The organism is Yoonia maritima (assembly GCF_003003285.1).
GTDB lineage: Bacteria > Pseudomonadota > Alphaproteobacteria > Rhodobacterales > Rhodobacteraceae > Yoonia > Yoonia maritima.
On sequence record NZ_PVTP01000005.1, the window covers coordinates 251,670 to 267,540 of the forward strand.

The 15,871-nt window shown below is 54.6% G+C and carries 12 protein-coding genes; all 12 read right to left on the bottom strand.

Translation table 11 applies throughout. The features are described 5' to 3' along the window. Window positions 1-8: 8 nt before the first annotated feature. The 12 genes from CLV80_RS09735 to CLV80_RS09790 all read right to left on the bottom strand — a co-directional run bounded on the left by CLV80_RS09735 (window position 9) and on the right by CLV80_RS09790 (window position 15,871). Complete coding sequence (locus CLV80_RS09735; protein WP_106357470.1) at window positions 9-782, bottom strand: ABC transporter ATP-binding protein; 774 nt, start codon at window positions 780-782, stop codon at window positions 9-11. Next, window positions 779-2,734 (bottom strand): Fe(3+)-hydroxamate ABC transporter permease FhuB, encoded by a 1,956-nt coding sequence (gene fhuB, locus CLV80_RS09740; protein ID WP_106357473.1) that lies wholly within the window; start codon window positions 2,732-2,734, stop codon window positions 779-781. The genes CLV80_RS09735 and fhuB overlap by 4 nt, the downstream gene beginning before the upstream one ends. Then, on the bottom strand, window positions 2,731-3,612 hold the full coding sequence (locus CLV80_RS09745; RefSeq protein ID WP_311135525.1) for an ABC transporter substrate-binding protein: 882 nt from the start codon (window positions 3,610-3,612) through the stop codon (window positions 2,731-2,733). The genes fhuB and CLV80_RS09745 overlap by 4 nt, the downstream gene beginning before the upstream one ends. After that, window positions 3,606-5,690, bottom strand: coding sequence for a TonB-dependent siderophore receptor (locus tag CLV80_RS09750; protein WP_106357475.1), 2,085 nt, complete (start codon window positions 5,688-5,690; stop codon window positions 3,606-3,608). Before CLV80_RS09750 ends, CLV80_RS09745 begins: the two co-directional genes overlap by 7 nt. 45 nt (window positions 5,691-5,735) lie before the next feature. Further along, complete coding sequence (locus CLV80_RS09755; protein ID WP_106357477.1) at window positions 5,736-6,647, bottom strand: AraC family transcriptional regulator; 912 nt, start codon at window positions 6,645-6,647, stop codon at window positions 5,736-5,738. Between the two features lie 157 nt (window positions 6,648-6,804). After that, complete coding sequence (locus CLV80_RS09760; protein ID WP_106357480.1) at window positions 6,805-7,839, bottom strand: alginate lyase family protein; 1,035 nt, start codon at window positions 7,837-7,839, stop codon at window positions 6,805-6,807. Then, entirely contained in the window at window positions 7,839-10,610 is a 2,772-nt protein-coding gene (locus CLV80_RS09765; protein ID WP_106357483.1) for a tetratricopeptide repeat protein, read from the bottom strand. The genes CLV80_RS09760 and CLV80_RS09765 overlap by 1 nt, the downstream gene beginning before the upstream one ends. Window positions 10,611-10,633: 23 nt before the next feature. Further along, entirely contained in the window at window positions 10,634-11,254 is a 621-nt protein-coding gene (locus CLV80_RS09770; protein WP_106357486.1) for an alginate O-acetyltransferase AlgF, read from the bottom strand. After that, window positions 11,251-12,582 (bottom strand): alginate O-acetyltransferase AlgX-related protein, encoded by a 1,332-nt coding sequence (locus CLV80_RS09775; protein ID WP_106357488.1) that lies wholly within the window; start codon window positions 12,580-12,582, stop codon window positions 11,251-11,253. The genes CLV80_RS09770 and CLV80_RS09775 overlap by 4 nt, the downstream gene beginning before the upstream one ends. Continuing rightward, the gene (locus CLV80_RS09780; protein WP_106357491.1) at window positions 12,579-13,334 is read right to left on the bottom strand and encodes a hypothetical protein; all 756 of its coding nucleotides are present in this window, start codon (window positions 13,332-13,334) and stop codon (window positions 12,579-12,581) included. Before CLV80_RS09780 ends, CLV80_RS09775 begins: the two co-directional genes overlap by 4 nt. Beyond that, window positions 13,327-14,412, bottom strand: coding sequence for an alginate O-acetyltransferase AlgX-related protein (locus CLV80_RS09785; RefSeq protein WP_106357494.1), 1,086 nt, complete (start codon window positions 14,410-14,412; stop codon window positions 13,327-13,329). The genes CLV80_RS09780 and CLV80_RS09785 overlap by 8 nt, the downstream gene beginning before the upstream one ends. 13 nt (window positions 14,413-14,425) lie before the next feature. Beyond that, on the bottom strand, window positions 14,426-15,871 hold the full coding sequence (locus CLV80_RS09790) for an MBOAT family O-acyltransferase (RefSeq protein ID WP_106357497.1): 1,446 nt from the start codon (window positions 15,869-15,871) through the stop codon (window positions 14,426-14,428).

Sequence of the window (15,871 nt, forward strand, 5' to 3'; positions counted from 1 at the left end):
CTTCGAGGTTAGTTGGGGTGTGCGATTGGGGTGCCGTCGGCGCGGGAAAGCACCTCCATATTGGCACCATAGATGGATTGCAGTTCGGTTGGGTTCATGAGGTCAGTTGGGGTCCCTTGCATGGCGACCGTCCCGCCGCGTAGCGCGACGATGTGATCGCAGAACCGTGCTGCCATATTAAGATCGTGTAACACGACGATGATGCTGCGCCCGCTGTCGTGGCTAAGTTTGTGCACGAGGTTCAGAACTTCGACCTGATGCACGATATCCAGCGCCGAGATCGGTTCATCCAGCAGCAGGCAATCGGCCTCTTGCGCGATCAGCATGGCAAGCCATGCGCGCTGCGCCTCGCCCCCCGAAAGCGTATCAACTCGCCGATCAGCAAGCCCATCCAACCCGCAGGCGGTGACAGCTGCATCGATGGCGTTTTGGTCTTCGGGGCCGGGTCGGCCAAGCGGCCCGTGCCATGGATACCGCCCGAGTGCCGCGAGTTCGCGTACCAGCAAACCTTCGGCCGTGGGCAGGTGTTGCGGCAGATACGCCAGTCGCCGTGCCAGTTTGCGTGCATTCCAGTCGGGCAGTGATTGACCGTGAAAGGCGATGGTGCCGGATGTGGGTGTGATCTGCCGTGCTAGCAGTTTTAGCAGTGTCGACTTGCCAGACCCATTATGCCCGATCAGCCCGGTTACCTTGCCCGCAGGCACTGACAGTTTCACATCGTCCAGCAACGTGCGTCCCGGCACAGTGAAGGTCAGGTTTTGAATGTCATAAAGTGTGGTCATGCGGGTCTCCGCAGTAATAGCCGGATCAGCCAGGGTGCGCCCAAAAGCGACGCAAACAGGCCAAGTGGCAGGTCATAAGGAAAGCTTGCCATACGTGCGCCGAAATCGGCGGCAAGCATAAGCAATACGCCGATAAGCATACTGCCAAGCAAGTGATCAGTTGCGCGGGCAAATCCCAGATGCCGCGCCAGATGTGGTGCCATCAGCCCAACAAAGCTAAGTGGCCCAACAAGGATCGTGGCGGCCCCTGTCGCCAACCCCGCCAGCAGGACCATGGCAACCGTCGCCAACCGTACTGGAATGCCAAGCGCGCGCGCGACCTCTGGCCCCAGTGGGAGGATCGCCAACCAGCGTCCCAAGAAGAGCGCGGCGATGGTTAGCCCGATCAGCAATGCAGCCAATGCGCCCGCCCCAGTACCAGTGAGTGCCGATGCGGACCCAGACAGCCAAGCGAGAATGGCAAAGCTTTTCATTGTGCCTGCGGCCATCAAAAGTGACAGCACCGATGCCGCAAGCGATGACACGGCCACACCTGCCAGCAACAGCCGCTCTGGTCGTGCGTTCCGGCCCAACACACACAGCGTGATTAGGGCGAGCGCCAATGCCCCGCCGACCGTTGCCCCTAGCGTTAGCTGCAATGCAGTTGGTGCCGCCGTTAGGAACAACAACCCTGCATATCCCATTGCCGCCCCGCCAGAGACGCCCAAGACTTCGGGCGAGGCAAGAGGGTTCGCCGTAAGCCGCTGAAGGATTGCGCCTGAAAGGGCGAGCAGCCCACCAGCGCTTGCCGCGCCAATCAGACGCGGTAGCCGATTGGGCAGGAACAGGGCAAGGCTTTCGCGGTCAAGTAAGGCCCAGCCATCAGGCAGGCGACCGACCATCACAAGGATCGCAAGTAAGACGATTGAAAAGACGGCCAACACCCATAGCATCAGGGCAGGGCGTTGGCGCCTTGGCAATGCGTCTGAATGCGCAGGGGGCGGTGTTGCGCGAAGGCGCGGCAGAAGCCACAGCAATAGGGGCCCGCCGATCAAACCTGTTACAGCGCCAGTTGGGAACATTTCGCCGCCAGCGCCAGCGATGGTCAGCACAAGCCCATCACAGACTGACAGTAACAGCGCGCCTGCGATGGGTGCCATCCAAAGCACCTGCGCCGGTTTGCGTGCGCCCAATGCGCGGGCGATTGCGGGGGCTGCAAGTCCAACAAAGGCGACTAGTCCAACAGTTGCCGATACGCTTGCCGCCAGTCCACATGCCAAAAGCACCGCTAAACCACGCACCCACGCGACGTTCAGCCCAAGCGACCGCGCCGTTTCTGCCGCTAGTCCCAAAACGCTAAGCGGGCGTGCCAAAAGCGCGGCGCCGATGCCGCCAACGAACAGGGCCGCAATCAATGTGAGCGTTGGTCCCCAGCCTGTTTGCACCAATGAACCGCCATTCCAAACGACCAGTGAGAACAGATATTGCCCCTGCGCCAGCGTTAATGCCGCCGCAAACGATGACGCGAACAACGCGACAAGCATGCCGGCGATCACCATTGTCACAGGGTGGAATGCGCGTGCGGCCCCGATGCCCATCACAATAGCCAGCGCTGCCATCGCGCCGAACATGGCGATTGGCCAACGCCCCCATGCCAACCACTCGGGGGCCAAAACAGTCACGGCGACCAGTGCCAGTTGCGCCCCGGCGGAAATGCCCAGTGTTGACGGATCGGCGATAGGGTTGCGCAGGACAATCTGCAGCAAAGCACCCGAAAGCCCAAGCAATGCGCCGACAAGCAATGCGATAATCCCGCGCGGCATGTGACCATAGGCCAGTAGGATGTGTTCAAAGCTAAGGCTTGCTGCGTGAAACGGCGGCAGCGGCCATCCACCCGTTACCCAAGGCTGCGCCGCAGCGAGCCAAAGCCCAACCGCAAGAAGAAACGAAAGTGGCAGTATAGCGATCTTCATCCGGCGTGCCCTTGGGTTAAGGCGTTGGTCAACAACCGCGCAAACCGCAGCCCGGCGGGAAGCCCCCCAAATGGGTTGATGTTGCCGATTGTGGCAAAACGGCCTTGGGCGACTGGCTCTAGCCGGTTCCAAAGCACAGAATTGCGTAGGCCTTGTTCGGCGACGGCAGGAATGCCGGATACAGCGATGATGCGGGCGTCAGGCTTTGGTGCAAGCCGTTCAAGCGGGACCGGCGCGGCAAAGGAGTATTCGGTGCTGCCATCCCACGCATTGGTTAGACCCAACAGGGATAAGACGGCGCCAAACATGCTATCTGCGCCGAACGCGCGGAAATGCCGAGGGTCGCCGATTTGGGTGATGTAAACGGGACGGTCACGAAATGGCGCAAGCGTTTCGCGCATTTGGGCCAGTTCAGCCAGTGCAGCGGCTTCGACCTGATTTGCAGTTTCAGGGATACCAAGCTGCCCGGCCAAGCCGTGCAATGCCTCGATGGATTTTTGCCACGGGTCTTTGTCGGCGAAATAGAAGGTCTGGCTGAACACAGGCGCAATCGCGGAAAGGCGCGGCTCAATATAGCCGTACCATGGCGACGAAAGGATCAGGGTAGGGCGCGTTAATTGCAAAAGTTCGAAATTTGGTGCGCTGCGTAGCCCCAGATCAACAACCGATTGCGGAAGGTCGGGGGTCACGGCATCTGCGCGAAATCGGATCAGTTCGCAGGCGGCGACGGGAACAATGCCAAGCGCCATAGCGGTTTCAAGCATGGCCCAATCAATTGCCGCAACCCGAGGCGTATCCGCCCGCGCAGGAAGCGCGAGCGACGCAAGAGCGCCGCACATAAATGCGCGGCGCCCAAAGATGTTAGAAGCGTTTACCACTTGTAAGACATACGCGCCTGAACGGTGCGGCCGTCGCCATAGTAGCAACCAAACCCGCCACAGTTGGCGACATATGCGACGTCAGTCAGGTTGGTGACGTTCAGCGATACTGCGATGTCTTCGGTCACGTCATAGCTTGTCTGAAGATCAAGCAATGTGACGTCTTCCATTTCGTATGCGTTTGCTGTGTCGCCGAAACGTGTGCCGATGTAGCGAACACCACCACCAACGCGCAGCCCTTCGAGAGCGCTGTCGTTGCCAAAGCCATAGTTGGCCCAAAGGCTTGCGTTATGTGTGGGCGCGTTTGCCATTTCATTGCCGACGTTGCTACCCTTGGTCTGTTCAGTTTCGTTCCAAGTGTACTGTCCACGAATGTTCCAGCCGTTGTCCAGATCGACAGAACCTTCCAGCTCTAGACCTTTGGACGTGACTTCGCCGATTTGACGGGTGCCTGATATGCCGCCTTCGGTAACAGTTGCCGACAGGTTGCTTTGGGTCAGGTCATAAACCGCTGCTGAGAAGAAGCCATTAAAGGTAGTTGGCTCCCACTTGACTCCCACTTCCCACTGTTTGCCTTCAGTTGGCTTCAGTGCGTTAGCGTCGATATCGCTGCCGACCTCTGGATCAAACGAGGTCGCATAGCTGGCATATGGTGCAACGCCATTTTCGAACACATATGATACGCCTGCGCGGCCAGTGGTCGCTGTGTCTTTTTGCTCGCTTGTGCCAGTTTGTTCTGCCCAATCGTGACGCAATGCAAGCGAACCGCGCCAGTTGCCTACAGAGACTTCATCCTGAGCATAGACACCGACCTGATCAAGCACCGAGTCCTTTGTTGACGCGTACCAAGGCGCGGTTAAGTTCGCACCGTCATATTCAGGATTGGAGTAGCTGATATCGTCGGCATATAAAAATGCCACGATTTCTTTGGCATCATAATGACGAACATCCAACCCAAAGAGCAGATCATGTACTGTGTTCCCTGCCCAAACCGAGCCACGAAGCCGAACATCTAGGTTATCAGTGACACTTTCTTCGTCTTGAGTACTGCCACCACGGCTAATTGTATCACCATCCGTGCCAAGACCCGTCACGTAAAAGCCAGTGTAGTCCCAGCTAAAACGCTGATGTCGATAGCCGGCTTCCAGCGACCAATCTTCGTTCAGATCATGACTAAGCTCGAACCCAAGGTTCACCGTTTCACGATCGCTGTTATCGTCTGTTGGGTCACCAGCATAGAAGCTACGCAAGTCTTCGTCGTCAACTTGACCAATCAAGCCGTGTGGAACACCTGCCGGGGTGAGTGGGTTGTCTTTCTGATAAGAGCCGAGAAACTGCAATGTTGTTGCGTCTGAAATGTCCCAGCGTGTCGCTACACCCAGATAGCCACGCTGGCTTGAGAGCTCTTCGACGTCTTCTTCGCTATCGCGTGCAACCGCCGTAAAGCGTGCCGCAAAATTATCAGAGTAGGTGTGGTTCCAGTCCACAAAGCCCTCTGTGGCAGTTGGATCACCAACACCGACACCAGCTTCGCCAAAGTCAACAAACTGCGCGCGTTTTTGTACTTGGTTGATGACACCACCAGGGATGCCTGCACCGTAAAGAACCGATGACGGACCTTTCAGAACTTCGACGCGCTCAAGTGAATAAATTTCAAATGATGGCGCACCAAAACTACGCAGAATGCGTAACCCGTTGAGGTATTGCGCACCAGATCCGTTGAAGCCGCGGATGGTGGGGCTGTCGAAACGTGGGTCGGTGCCGAAAGGCTGTGCTGTCAGGCCGGCTGTGTAGCCAAGCGTATCGCCTAATGTTGTCGCCCCTTGGTCTTCGATCTGTTCCCCAGTAATTACAGAAACAGATTGCTGTGTCTCAAGGATGGGCGTGCCTGTTTTGGTCGCAGTTTGTGCGTTCGTGGCGACATAGCCCGCAACAGGGTCAGATGGATCAATCTCTCCTTCAAGTTGGATCGAGCCAAGATCGAAAAGATCCGCCGTTGATTGGGCGTGAGCAGCGGATGATGAAAGCGCAAAGATGCTGGCGCTGGCCAGCAAAGTAAGCCGAGATGTAAGGGTCATGTGCGTGTCCGAGGTAATTTAATTTCCGACTATTTAAGTCGGAAATTATCGATTGGCTTGAACCAAACTGTCGTGGCTTGTCGGATTCGGGACAAAACGACGTTTTCTCCAATCACCCGGCGTCTGACCATGATGGGTTCGAAAGACACGTGTGAGGTGGGCCTGATCTGCAAATCCGGCCTCGGCGGCGACTTCAGCCAACGGCCGTGACATATCTGTCATTAGATCTTGGGCTGTGGCAAGGCGTAGGGATGTCAGCCATCTTTGTGGGGTCGTGCCAAGGCTTTGACGGAATGCACGCGTTAGCCAGCTTTCGGACAGGCCAGCAACTTCGGCCAGTTCAGCGACAGTGATCCGCCGATCCAAACTTTGCCGCGCATAATGTTCCAGCTTGATCAGCGTATGCGGCGACAGCCCCCCACGCTCGGCTTCTGGCTGCGGAGCGGGCAGTTCAAGAACCTCAATCATCAACGCAGAAAACAAGCCGTCAGTCATAAGATCGGGGCGCGATGGTGTCATCACTTCTTCGGCGATCATACCGGCAAGCGCGTTTATGCGGTCTGTGCTTTTCAAAAGGCGTGGCTGTGTGAGTGCAGATGGGGCGACCAATGTCTGCATGCGCTGTGCGAGCGGCCCAGCGTCAAGATGCAGATCAAGATGGGCATAGGGGCCTTCGCGGTCCAGCTCGCTCCACATTGGTACGCCTGCGGGAACGTAAAAGACGCCAACATCATGGGTCCATGGCGCGGTTTCATGCGTGCGAATGCGCAGATCATTGGCGCCATCCCCTAAAAACACAACCAATCGCGGATCGGGCGAGCGGTAGAAACCGCCGCCGCCCGCTTCGCCATGAACGTGCCAGACATCAGCGATAACACCCGGCCAACGACGCCACGACAGCGGACGCACGGTGCGGATCGCACGCGTCTCGGCAGTCATACGGGGCATAAAGGTCATTGCGGGCTCGCTGGAACGGGAGTTCACAACGCCTGCGGCGCAACGCGACGATACGTGTCATGAACAGATGATAAAGGGATGGCCTGGCGATAGCTGAGCAAGGATATTGTGCCGCATTGCAGCAAAAACGTCAACGTAGCGCCAACCTAGCCTTTAGTTACCCATCAGAACCTGTTCCAGACCAAAGCAGAGCCTGATCACCGCCCAGTTTACTATTCGACATCGGACGGAACCGATCCGCATATGCGTCAATATCCGGGTTCGGAGACAACACGAGATACGCCTCGAGCCAAGCCATTTGAAAACTCTCAAGCTCTTCAGTGCCATCAAACAGGCTTTGCTCTTTGCCAGAATAGGCAGCACTTGCTTCACCTGTTTCGAGATCAGCTATTGTAAACGCAACGATCCGATCCAGTGCATTGTCACACACACCCTTGATGGAACGCCCCTGCTGTTCCAGTAGCAACGTTGTTAAAACCAGCGGTGCAACAGCGTGCAATTGATAGTGCAGTGCATATTTTCCGCGACGCATTTCTTGCGGCAGGCTGCCGTCAGCAAGCGCCTGACATTGAAGATATGTCGCGGACCACTCGGACCAACTTAGCGCAATTGGGTCATTCCTGATCTGACCGACAAGGTTAATCCCCAACGTTGCCCAAGCCCGCAGGTTACCCGTTTTCGCACCAGAGGTTGCTTCTTCTTCCCAAAACGTCATTTGTTCTGCAGTGCGACGACCTAGCCAATCCTCGATTGTTTGCCGCGCATGTACATCAGTCGCGTATGGTGCCACCTGCCGGTAAACCAACGCGAACGCACCAAGGCGCGATCCAATCGAAAAATTTGCGGTGATGGTGTTAAGCTCGGAAAAGGCGTCAGCCCCGGCCCAGGTCAACATTTGCGCAATTGCACAATCCGCCTGTGCAACACGGTCTCCACCGCCTTTGGTGACATTATTAGCAACCTGCGTGAGATCCCGAACAAAGTCGTCAATCGGTCCAAGTGCGGCATTTACCTCTGCATTGCTTTCATCGTCGATGTCAGAACGCGATTTGCTGTCATCCGTGTAACGGCTACCAAAGCCAAGCGTCACAACAGGTTCAGGTGCTGCGGCGCAGGCTTCGTCATCTGCAAAAGCAGGGCTAGCGAAAGACATCAGAACTCCGGCTCCTGCGATGCTTAAAAATTTACGCATTATGTATCCTCACTGAGGTTAAGAAGTGCTGTAATTGTCGCAGCTTTAGCAGACCCATTTGCTGCAGCGCGCTCCAGCCAGACCACTGCATTGTCCAAATCGGCGTCAGTTCCGATCCCAAATGCAAGCGCATATCCAAGTTCGGCCATTGCTGTTGTGTCTCCGCCTTCTGCAGCACGTGTCAGCCATTCGGTTGATGTCGCAAGGTCAGTCGGATTGGCCGCGTTTTCACGTAGATAAAGTGCATAGGTACGCATTGAAAAGACATCGCCAGATTCAGCGGCAACCATATAGACCTGCGGCATATCAAGGCGTGCTTCGATCTCAACTTTGACGTCATCCTCGGCAGCACGGTAAGATCCTAAGAAGCGGTTCAAATAGGCGTGCTCTGGGTCATCCATTGCTTGCGTAATCAAAAAGGCCGCGCGTTCTGGATCATAGGTTTCCGCATCACTTGCCACCAAAAGATCGAACATTCCACGCGGCGCATTTACATCACCCAACGCGGCAGCGCGTTCAAACAAAGCCATCGCTTTAGGTGCAGCTTCGACACCAAGAACGCTTAGTTCTGAACGCGCAAGATCAACCATGGTCCACGGATTGTCTTCCATCAGATATTCGGCGATCCGCATCCAGTGCACAGCGTTTTCTGCATCGTCGATCTCGAGATACAAACGCGACATTGCCATCACGTTTTTATAATCGCACGGAATGATACCGGCGGCCCGCGATAGATAGTTTTCCTGCTTTTCCGCCTCCAAAAATGGCACCGCGAAAAGTAGCGCATCAAAGTCGCCATTTGCTTCGATAATGTCTGCGAATTGTTCGAATACAGCGCGACCACTGTCGGCGCCCGGGTCAAGCACAGCAAGCAACTGCATTGCAGCACCTTGGCCTTCGCCAGCCGGTCCCTCTAGCAAGGAACGGACTTCTGTGGTGTCGAATGCTGTGTCGGATTGGTAATCCAATATCGCCTCGGCAAGAGCCAGCGCAGCCGGAGCACCAGACAATTTATATTCCTGCCTTAACAAATTGAAAGCAACGATACGCTCGGCCGGATTTTCGGCCAGTTCGAATTCAAGGTCGGCCAATGCTTCCAAGACGCTTGTATATTGGTTCGAATATTCATGCCAAAACGCAAGCATCTCGGGCGTCGTGTCGGGGGCGTTTTCAAGATACTTTAGGTAACTCGCCATCGCCTTCGCGCGACCATAAAGCGCATGAGATTGTATCAGCGCGATGGTAAGCGCATCATCTTCGTCATCGAGTTCAATAAGATCGCGCGCCGCGATTTCGACATTCGATGTGCCTGTCGCATCTTCGATACTTTGCCAATACTGCGCCTCTTCTATCCGTGGGCTATCAGGGGCTTGGCACATAAATACACCATGTAGCATTTTGGCAGGGTTCACACCGCCTAAAGCCGACACCGAATATGACAATAGGTCGACTGCGCGTTCAATCTCATGCTCGCCACTTCGTTGCGCGACAAGGTTGATGGCAAGGTTGAGCGAACCATCCATGTCGCCCAGCTCTGCTGCGCGTTCCAGATAAACCAAAGCTTCTGCTTGACCGCCCCAACGCCCTTTACGCTCGTAAACATCATCCGCAAGCCGAGAGAAGACCCAGCCCGCCGCACCAGGATGTTCGGCAAGGTCATTCAATGCTGCCAATCGTTCATCATTGGTGCCGGGATAACGATCAGCGTAGGTTTCTAAAAACAACGCCAGACGTGTCAGGCCGGGGCGCCCCCCTGATTTTGCCGCGGCTCGAAATAATTGCAAAGTACGATCAAGGTCGCGTTCGACCAATGCACCGGTTTCATAAACACGGCCCAGCGCAATTTGTGCATATGGCAATTGCGCATCTGCAGCCTGCGTTAAATAATGCAGCAGAACGTCATTATCTTTTTCGAAATTCTCTGCCAGCATGTGGAATTCAACGATTTTCCAGGCCGAATTTGAATCGCCTAGGTCGGCTGCAAACCGAAACCAATCATGCGCCAGCTGCGGGTTTGGTCGCACAATTTCGCCGTTGCTATATTCGCGCGCAATACGTGCAACGCGGTCGCAAATCGAAGGGTTCAATTCCCCTACCAACGAACCAAACGCCATGGTCACAGCAAGTTCAGGGGCAACATCCCATCCTTCGGGACTAGTTCCGGCAAGTTCACGTTTCGTGAGGGTCAGCAACGCATCGGCGTTGCCAGAATACCCGGCATCAACAAGCAACGCGTCGGCGTGTTCGACGTCACGTTCAACACCAAGCCCATTCCGAAAATAACCAGACAAGGCTGTTTTGATACGCGGTGACAGAAGTTCTTCGTCAGCAGCAAGCTGCGCGATAAGCTGTTGACTGCTTAGCTCTTCGAACGCGCCCGCGGCAACCATTGCAGATATCCGCGCCAACAGTGCGTTGTCCCCTGCATAACTAGGGTCGGCTTCGGCCAAGCGCGTGATAATCAGCTCAATCGTTTCTAGCCAGTAGGAAGCATTGATTTGCTGCAAACGATTGATGTCGCGTTTGATGAGCGCGTGGTCGACATTGGGAAGCCTGACACCATCCCAATTTCTCCAAGTTTCTACAGTCTCGGCATCGGGTGCACGCGGCACACAGATATGTGACGGCGTAATCTCAGGTGGCAAAAATTCGAGGTCGAGCACATTCGTGCTCGGCTCTTGTGCATATGTCGCGATAGGCGCGACCGACAGGGCAAGCACCGAAAGGATCGCTGACCAGTTTTGTTTTGGTGAAGATACGAAACCAAACATGTGGTTACTCCTGTATAGCTACCTTATTTAAGGTAGGAATTGTCCGTGGCGAATGCAGAGTAGCCGTCGTCGGTCTGCAGTAGAACGATAGACACACCAGCGTTACGGATAAGCTCTACCTCTGAAACAGTTGCTAGAACTTCGTCACCAGAACGCAGTTCAAAGTCCAACGTGAGCGGTGCTTTGATCGCTACGGACTGCCCCTGCATGGCTTCGATGCCTTCAACAGCGACGGCATTTGCTTGTGGGACAAATACGTCGATGCTTGGTGTATCGGTCAAATTGTAGATCGATATGTCTGCCTTTGATGGGCTGTTCGTAATGTCGTCTGTGACGATTTCTGTTTGACCATCTTCAGTAAAAAGAACCGTATAGTAGGCGCTTGGCCCAACTTCGACCACTCCAGTCCCATTCGGAACGACAACGTCAATCTCTCCGGGCATGACATTCACGTAATCGGAAACGCCTGAAGCGATGTCACTGACGCTTTCACCATTTATCGAAGCAACAGTTTGACCCGGTGCAACGACCCGAACGAAGCTCGAGTTTGGATCAGCCACATCTTGATATAGGCCATCATCGGCCAGAGCGGGACTAACCTGAGTGAGGATAGCCGCTAAAGCGACAGTAAACGGGAGTTTCATATTTCTTCCTTTGTTTGAGTGGTGCAGGCAAAGACGCTGGGCTGGGAGGTAAAAGGCCCAGACGTCGAAATATCGACCGAAGCTGCGCCGTCGGCCCAAAGTCCAGACAACGGCATGTAGAAACGACCTGTCCGGCTTTGGCGTTCACCTCGTTCGATAAATTTGCTCCGTGTCAGGCCATCGTGGGACTGAAACAGAAAGTTGGCGCTGGTGCCCGCAAGCTGATGGATATCAATAAAGATCGTATCCTCAGGACCCAGTTCGTAATCAGTAAGATCAACCGTCACCACATTGTTAGCTTCGTTGACTTGCGCCTCTAACGGCACCGTGCATGTCTGCCCGGCCGCAGCAATGAGTTCACGCATCGGCTGATCACCATATTGTGCAAGGTTGGTGTAAATGGGATTTTCCCACACCAGAAACCGTGGTCGTGTTTCTTGGAACTCGGTTGATGTCAAATAAGACGTCATGGCACCATATTGGTTCCCACCAGTCAAAGCATAGTTGACGACCTCTAGCTCTGTGTACTGGGCGATGAAACCGGGGAAGTTATTGACCGGACTGTCCGAAAACGAAGTTCCCAACAGCGCGATCGGAATAGTCAAATCGTCTTCGCCAAACAGGTCAAGACCACCGTCACCAAGATCGATCTCTTCTGTTTGTGTGGTCGAATATGTCATAATTTCTGCTTCGGGCAGCGTTTTAACACAGTGCTCTTGCAGGTCTCGTCTCATGCCAGAAAAAGAGATTTCAATTCCCTCTTCGACGGTCTCAAACGGCGTATGGTCAAGATCAGCGTATTCTGGCAGGCTTTTAATCTTTTCTGCAATCGCTTCGGCTGTATGACGCGCGCCAATATGGGACCAGTGAAAGTCTGCCTTAAAGAAAGGAAGTTCTTCGGCTTCCATCATGGCTTCTCGGGCATCAACAGTAATGACACCCGCAGCATTGAGCCGGTCCAAGATGTCGTCATGCACTGCGGTCGCGATACCCAAATCAAACCCGTACAGCGCCGCCTCTTCCGGTAGATAGTCGGGCATTGTCACGCTTTTGGTTGGGATAGGTACGAAAATCAAAGTTGTCCCGTTTTCGGCCAGTGCTTGCGACAGCTCTGAAATGAATTCAACGTTTTGATCCGAAAACGGATGGTTCATGCGCAGGTCTGTTTTAATTCTAAAAAACACACCGTCTTTGCCCTCCAAAGAAGGTAGTTCAGTGTCGGTTTCCAGTCCTGCGCAGCCGAACATCGATTCAGCCACCGCAATATTCGGCATCATACTAAATGCGGATAAGGCAATACATGCCAGCTTTAGATTGCGCTGTTTCACTGCATGACCTCCGTTGGTATTTCAGCCTGCTTAGAAAGCGCCACATCAAGCAGTGGAGTGAGGTTCGCTGCGACTAACTGCGTTTCAAGTGAATCTGATTCAGCGGCCGTTTGAATATAGGCCTGTGCACGTGCCAAATCGTCAGGTGAATGCGCTTCGTTTTGGAGAATGGTCAGCGCAAGGTGCAATGATATCGAAGATGCTGTATCTCCGTGCGCTTGGGCGAGCAGGCTTTCGACCTCGCTATCGATACGCCCAAATGGTTTTTGGGTAACTTGATAGCGAATGACGGCATCAACTGCACGACTATTTCCTGCCCGCGCGTATGCGAACACAATACCTTCCAGAACATTACTACGTGCGCGTGGCAGCTCCGCTGGATCAATATGGTCAAGCGCATCAAGCAATCTGTTAAACGCGTTAAGACGCCCAGTGGCCGCCGCAATCCCATAGTAATGCGCGATGTCGGACTGCTGTGCTGTTTCAGAATCTTCTAGCCATTCCGCAAATTTGAGCGCGGCAAACCCATCTCCCAGGTCCGCAATTTGACGCAGTTGAGACGTGTAAATTCTTCTGCCTTGCGTCAATGATTTACGCGCGTCGATCAATTCTTGCGTTGGTAGTTGCGCAGATGAAGTGATGCCCGGCATCATTTTAACCGTGATGCGGCTTGGCTCTATCGTTTCATCGCTATCTTGTGCGACGGCTGACGTCGCAATCCCAAGGATTAGTGCGGTTGCGAGTTTAAACATTGTCGTCCCCATTCGTTGGTAGAAGGCTATCCATCAAGGCCGGGTCGCTTAGGTAGCGCACAGGGAACTCCCAAATAACAATCGGAGGAGCCTCAGCCGGATCAAGCGTTTCAAGGTATGTGTGCATTGGCGCAACAGGGCCTTGGCCCTCTTCTGCGAAGTTTAAAATATCTTGGGCCAACTCCAATTTCAGCGCTTCGACGAAGCTCCAGTTCGGGTTGGCAGAATAACTGGTGCCGACCAATGCGATTGGCACAGGGCCATCTGATCCGAACAGATCAATCGTACCAATTGCCCCGTCATCTGCCGCCATTTCAGCGACATACGGCGTAACGGTTTCCATGGTCAGACCAACGGTTGGTGCCAATTCTTCAGAGGTCACGAACGACACCAGATCACCGGTAAAATGGATCGGGTCGAGGTCAGCTCGTGTAAATTTGTCCGTGCCGATCTCAACCTTGCCTGACTCAGCAACAGTTTGCGCAACAGTTTGCGCGCCTGCCGATGTCCAGTGCGTGTCTGTTTGAAAAAAGGCGGCGGTTTCGGTGGTTAAGGCCGGGCGCGTATCGACCGTTACAATATCGCGGGCGGCGAGTTCGGCCAGAAACAGGTCGTATGTGCCCGCAATAGACTGGGCTTGTTCGGCGTCACCGCCGTGGATTTGCGCGATCTCAAGCTTAGCAGGCAGAGGCACAACAACCAGTTCAGTGCCAGTCTGAGCGAGGCGGTCTTGAACCGACGCTATCCAATCCAACGTGTCAGTCAGGCCAATCTGATCGGGGTCTTGTTCGCGGAATTCTTCAGAGCTGAACAGCCAGCCTTTTTCGCCAGCAATCACGCCTTTGCGGCCTTCGTTCAGAAGGACATAGCGGGCGGCACCGACCCAGCCCACAGCGACATCGCGGTGGGGCAGATTTGCGCGGTAGAGCGTGTCGACCTCTTGGGTGAAGCCACCTTTGACGAACCCATCTAAGTGTGGCCCTTCGACATCCGCCTGAAACAGCGCAATGTTCGCAAATGCAGCGTATCCAAAGAATGCCACGGGGGCCGCTAGTCTTATCGCGGTTTGGAAATACATCACGTTCCTCCGATCAAAATTGGAAATACAAGAAGGGTGAAAAACTTTGCTCGGCCAGCTTGAGGATCGTAACCGTCCCGATCAGAAGAACGGCAAGCGAATTAAGAACCTGAACGGTTGGGTTCGCCACCGTGGTCCCATCAGGCCGGATCTGCGTCATGCCTGAACCGTTTGCTTCGATGGCAGCCGATATATGTGGTTCAACAAAGACGACCACGATTGCCAGCGCAGTCAATGCAACGCTTTCACGTGTCACAGAAAGCCAGACAGTTGGATCACCGATCAGCCCATTCAGCCCGATCATGCCGCCGTAAATCTCGAACGCTTCGCCGACATAGGCCGCGCGGAACATGACCCAACCGATCAACACAAAGAGTAGCGTTAGGGGCAAGGCGAACCAGTGGTTTTTGGCGTTCCGATCCCAGCCGACAAAGCGTTCGGTTGCCAGCAGACCGCCGTGCCAGAAGCCCCAGAGAACAAACGTCCAGTTCGCGCCGTGCCATAGGCCACCCAAAACCATGACCATCATTAGGTTCACATAGGTGCGCCCCGGTCCTTTGCGGTTGCCGCCAAGCGAGATGTAAAGATAATCGCGCAGCCAGTTCGACAGAGAGATATGCCAGCGCCGCCAGAATTCGGTGATTGATTTGCTGATGTACGGAAACCGGAAGTTTTCGAGGAAGTTGAACCCCATCATCTTGCCCAGCCCAATCGCCATATCGCTGTAGCCAGAAAAGTCGAAGTAAAGCTGAAGCATGTAGGCAGCCGCCCCTGCCCAAGCGAGCGCCATACCGGGGTTGTCAGTCGCAAAGGCCAGATCAGCGAGCGGCGCGACCGCGTCGGCAAGGATGACCTTTTTACCAAGCCCGATGATGAACCGCGCAAAGCCATCGCTGAACATCTCAACCGAATGAGTGCGTTCGCGGAACTGATCCTCTAGGTCTTTGTAGCGCAGGATTGGGCCAGCGATCAGCTGCGGGAACAACGCGATAAAGGCAGCAAAGTCGATGAAAGGCGCGTCGGCTGTGGCGTCGCCACGATGCACGTCGATCAGATAGCTAAGGGCCTGAAACACATAAAACGAAATCCCGATCGGCAGGATCAAGCGCCAGTGAATGCCCAGACCAGCGGCATCAGTACCAACAAGCGCAGCAAAGCTGTCGACAAAGAAATTCAGGTATTTGAAAATCCCCAGAACACCCAAACAGCCCACAACCCCGATAATCAGATAGGTCCGGCCCAGTGACGTGCCGCGGTGTTTGGCGACCTTCTGGCCGATCACATAGGCAAAGGCAGTCGTCAGGAATAAGAGCCCTAGAAAATCGACACGCCACCACGCGTAAAACACATATGAACCCGCAAGGATCGCATAGGATTTCAACCGCTCAGGCGTGGCGTAATAGACCAACAAAAACACTGGCAAGAACAGGAACAGGAATGATTCTGACGAGAATACCAT

What these genes read in the sequence shown, in the direction of transcription:
- CLV80_RS09735 (WP_106357470.1), bottom strand. Translation starts at nt 782, where the DNA reads ATGACCACACTTTATGACATTCAAAACCTGACCTTCACTGTGCCGGGA.
- fhuB (WP_106357473.1), bottom strand. Translation starts at nt 2,734, where the DNA reads ATGAAGATCGCTATACTGCCACTTTCGTTTCTTCTTGCGGTTGGGCTT.
- CLV80_RS09750 (WP_106357475.1), bottom strand. Translation starts at nt 5,690, where the DNA reads ATGACCCTTACATCTCGGCTTACTTTGCTGGCCAGCGCCAGCATCTTT.
- CLV80_RS09755 (WP_106357477.1), bottom strand. Translation starts at nt 6,647, where the DNA reads ATGACCTTTATGCCCCGTATGACTGCCGAGACGCGTGCGATCCGCACC.
- CLV80_RS09760 (WP_106357480.1), bottom strand. Translation starts at nt 7,839, where the DNA reads ATGCGTAAATTTTTAAGCATCGCAGGAGCCGGAGTTCTGATGTCTTTC.
- CLV80_RS09765 (WP_106357483.1), bottom strand. Translation starts at nt 10,610, where the DNA reads ATGTTTGGTTTCGTATCTTCACCAAAACAAAACTGGTCAGCGATCCTT.
- CLV80_RS09770 (WP_106357486.1), bottom strand. Translation starts at nt 11,254, where the DNA reads ATGAAACTCCCGTTTACTGTCGCTTTAGCGGCTATCCTCACTCAGGTT.
- CLV80_RS09780 (WP_106357491.1), bottom strand. Translation starts at nt 13,334, where the DNA reads ATGTTTAAACTCGCAACCGCACTAATCCTTGGGATTGCGACGTCAGCC.
- CLV80_RS09785 (WP_106357494.1), bottom strand. Translation starts at nt 14,412, where the DNA reads ATGTATTTCCAAACCGCGATAAGACTAGCGGCCCCCGTGGCATTCTTT.
- CLV80_RS09790 (WP_106357497.1), bottom strand. Translation starts at nt 15,871, where the DNA reads ATGGTATTCTCGTCAGAATCATTCCTGTTCCTGTTCTTGCCAGTGTTT.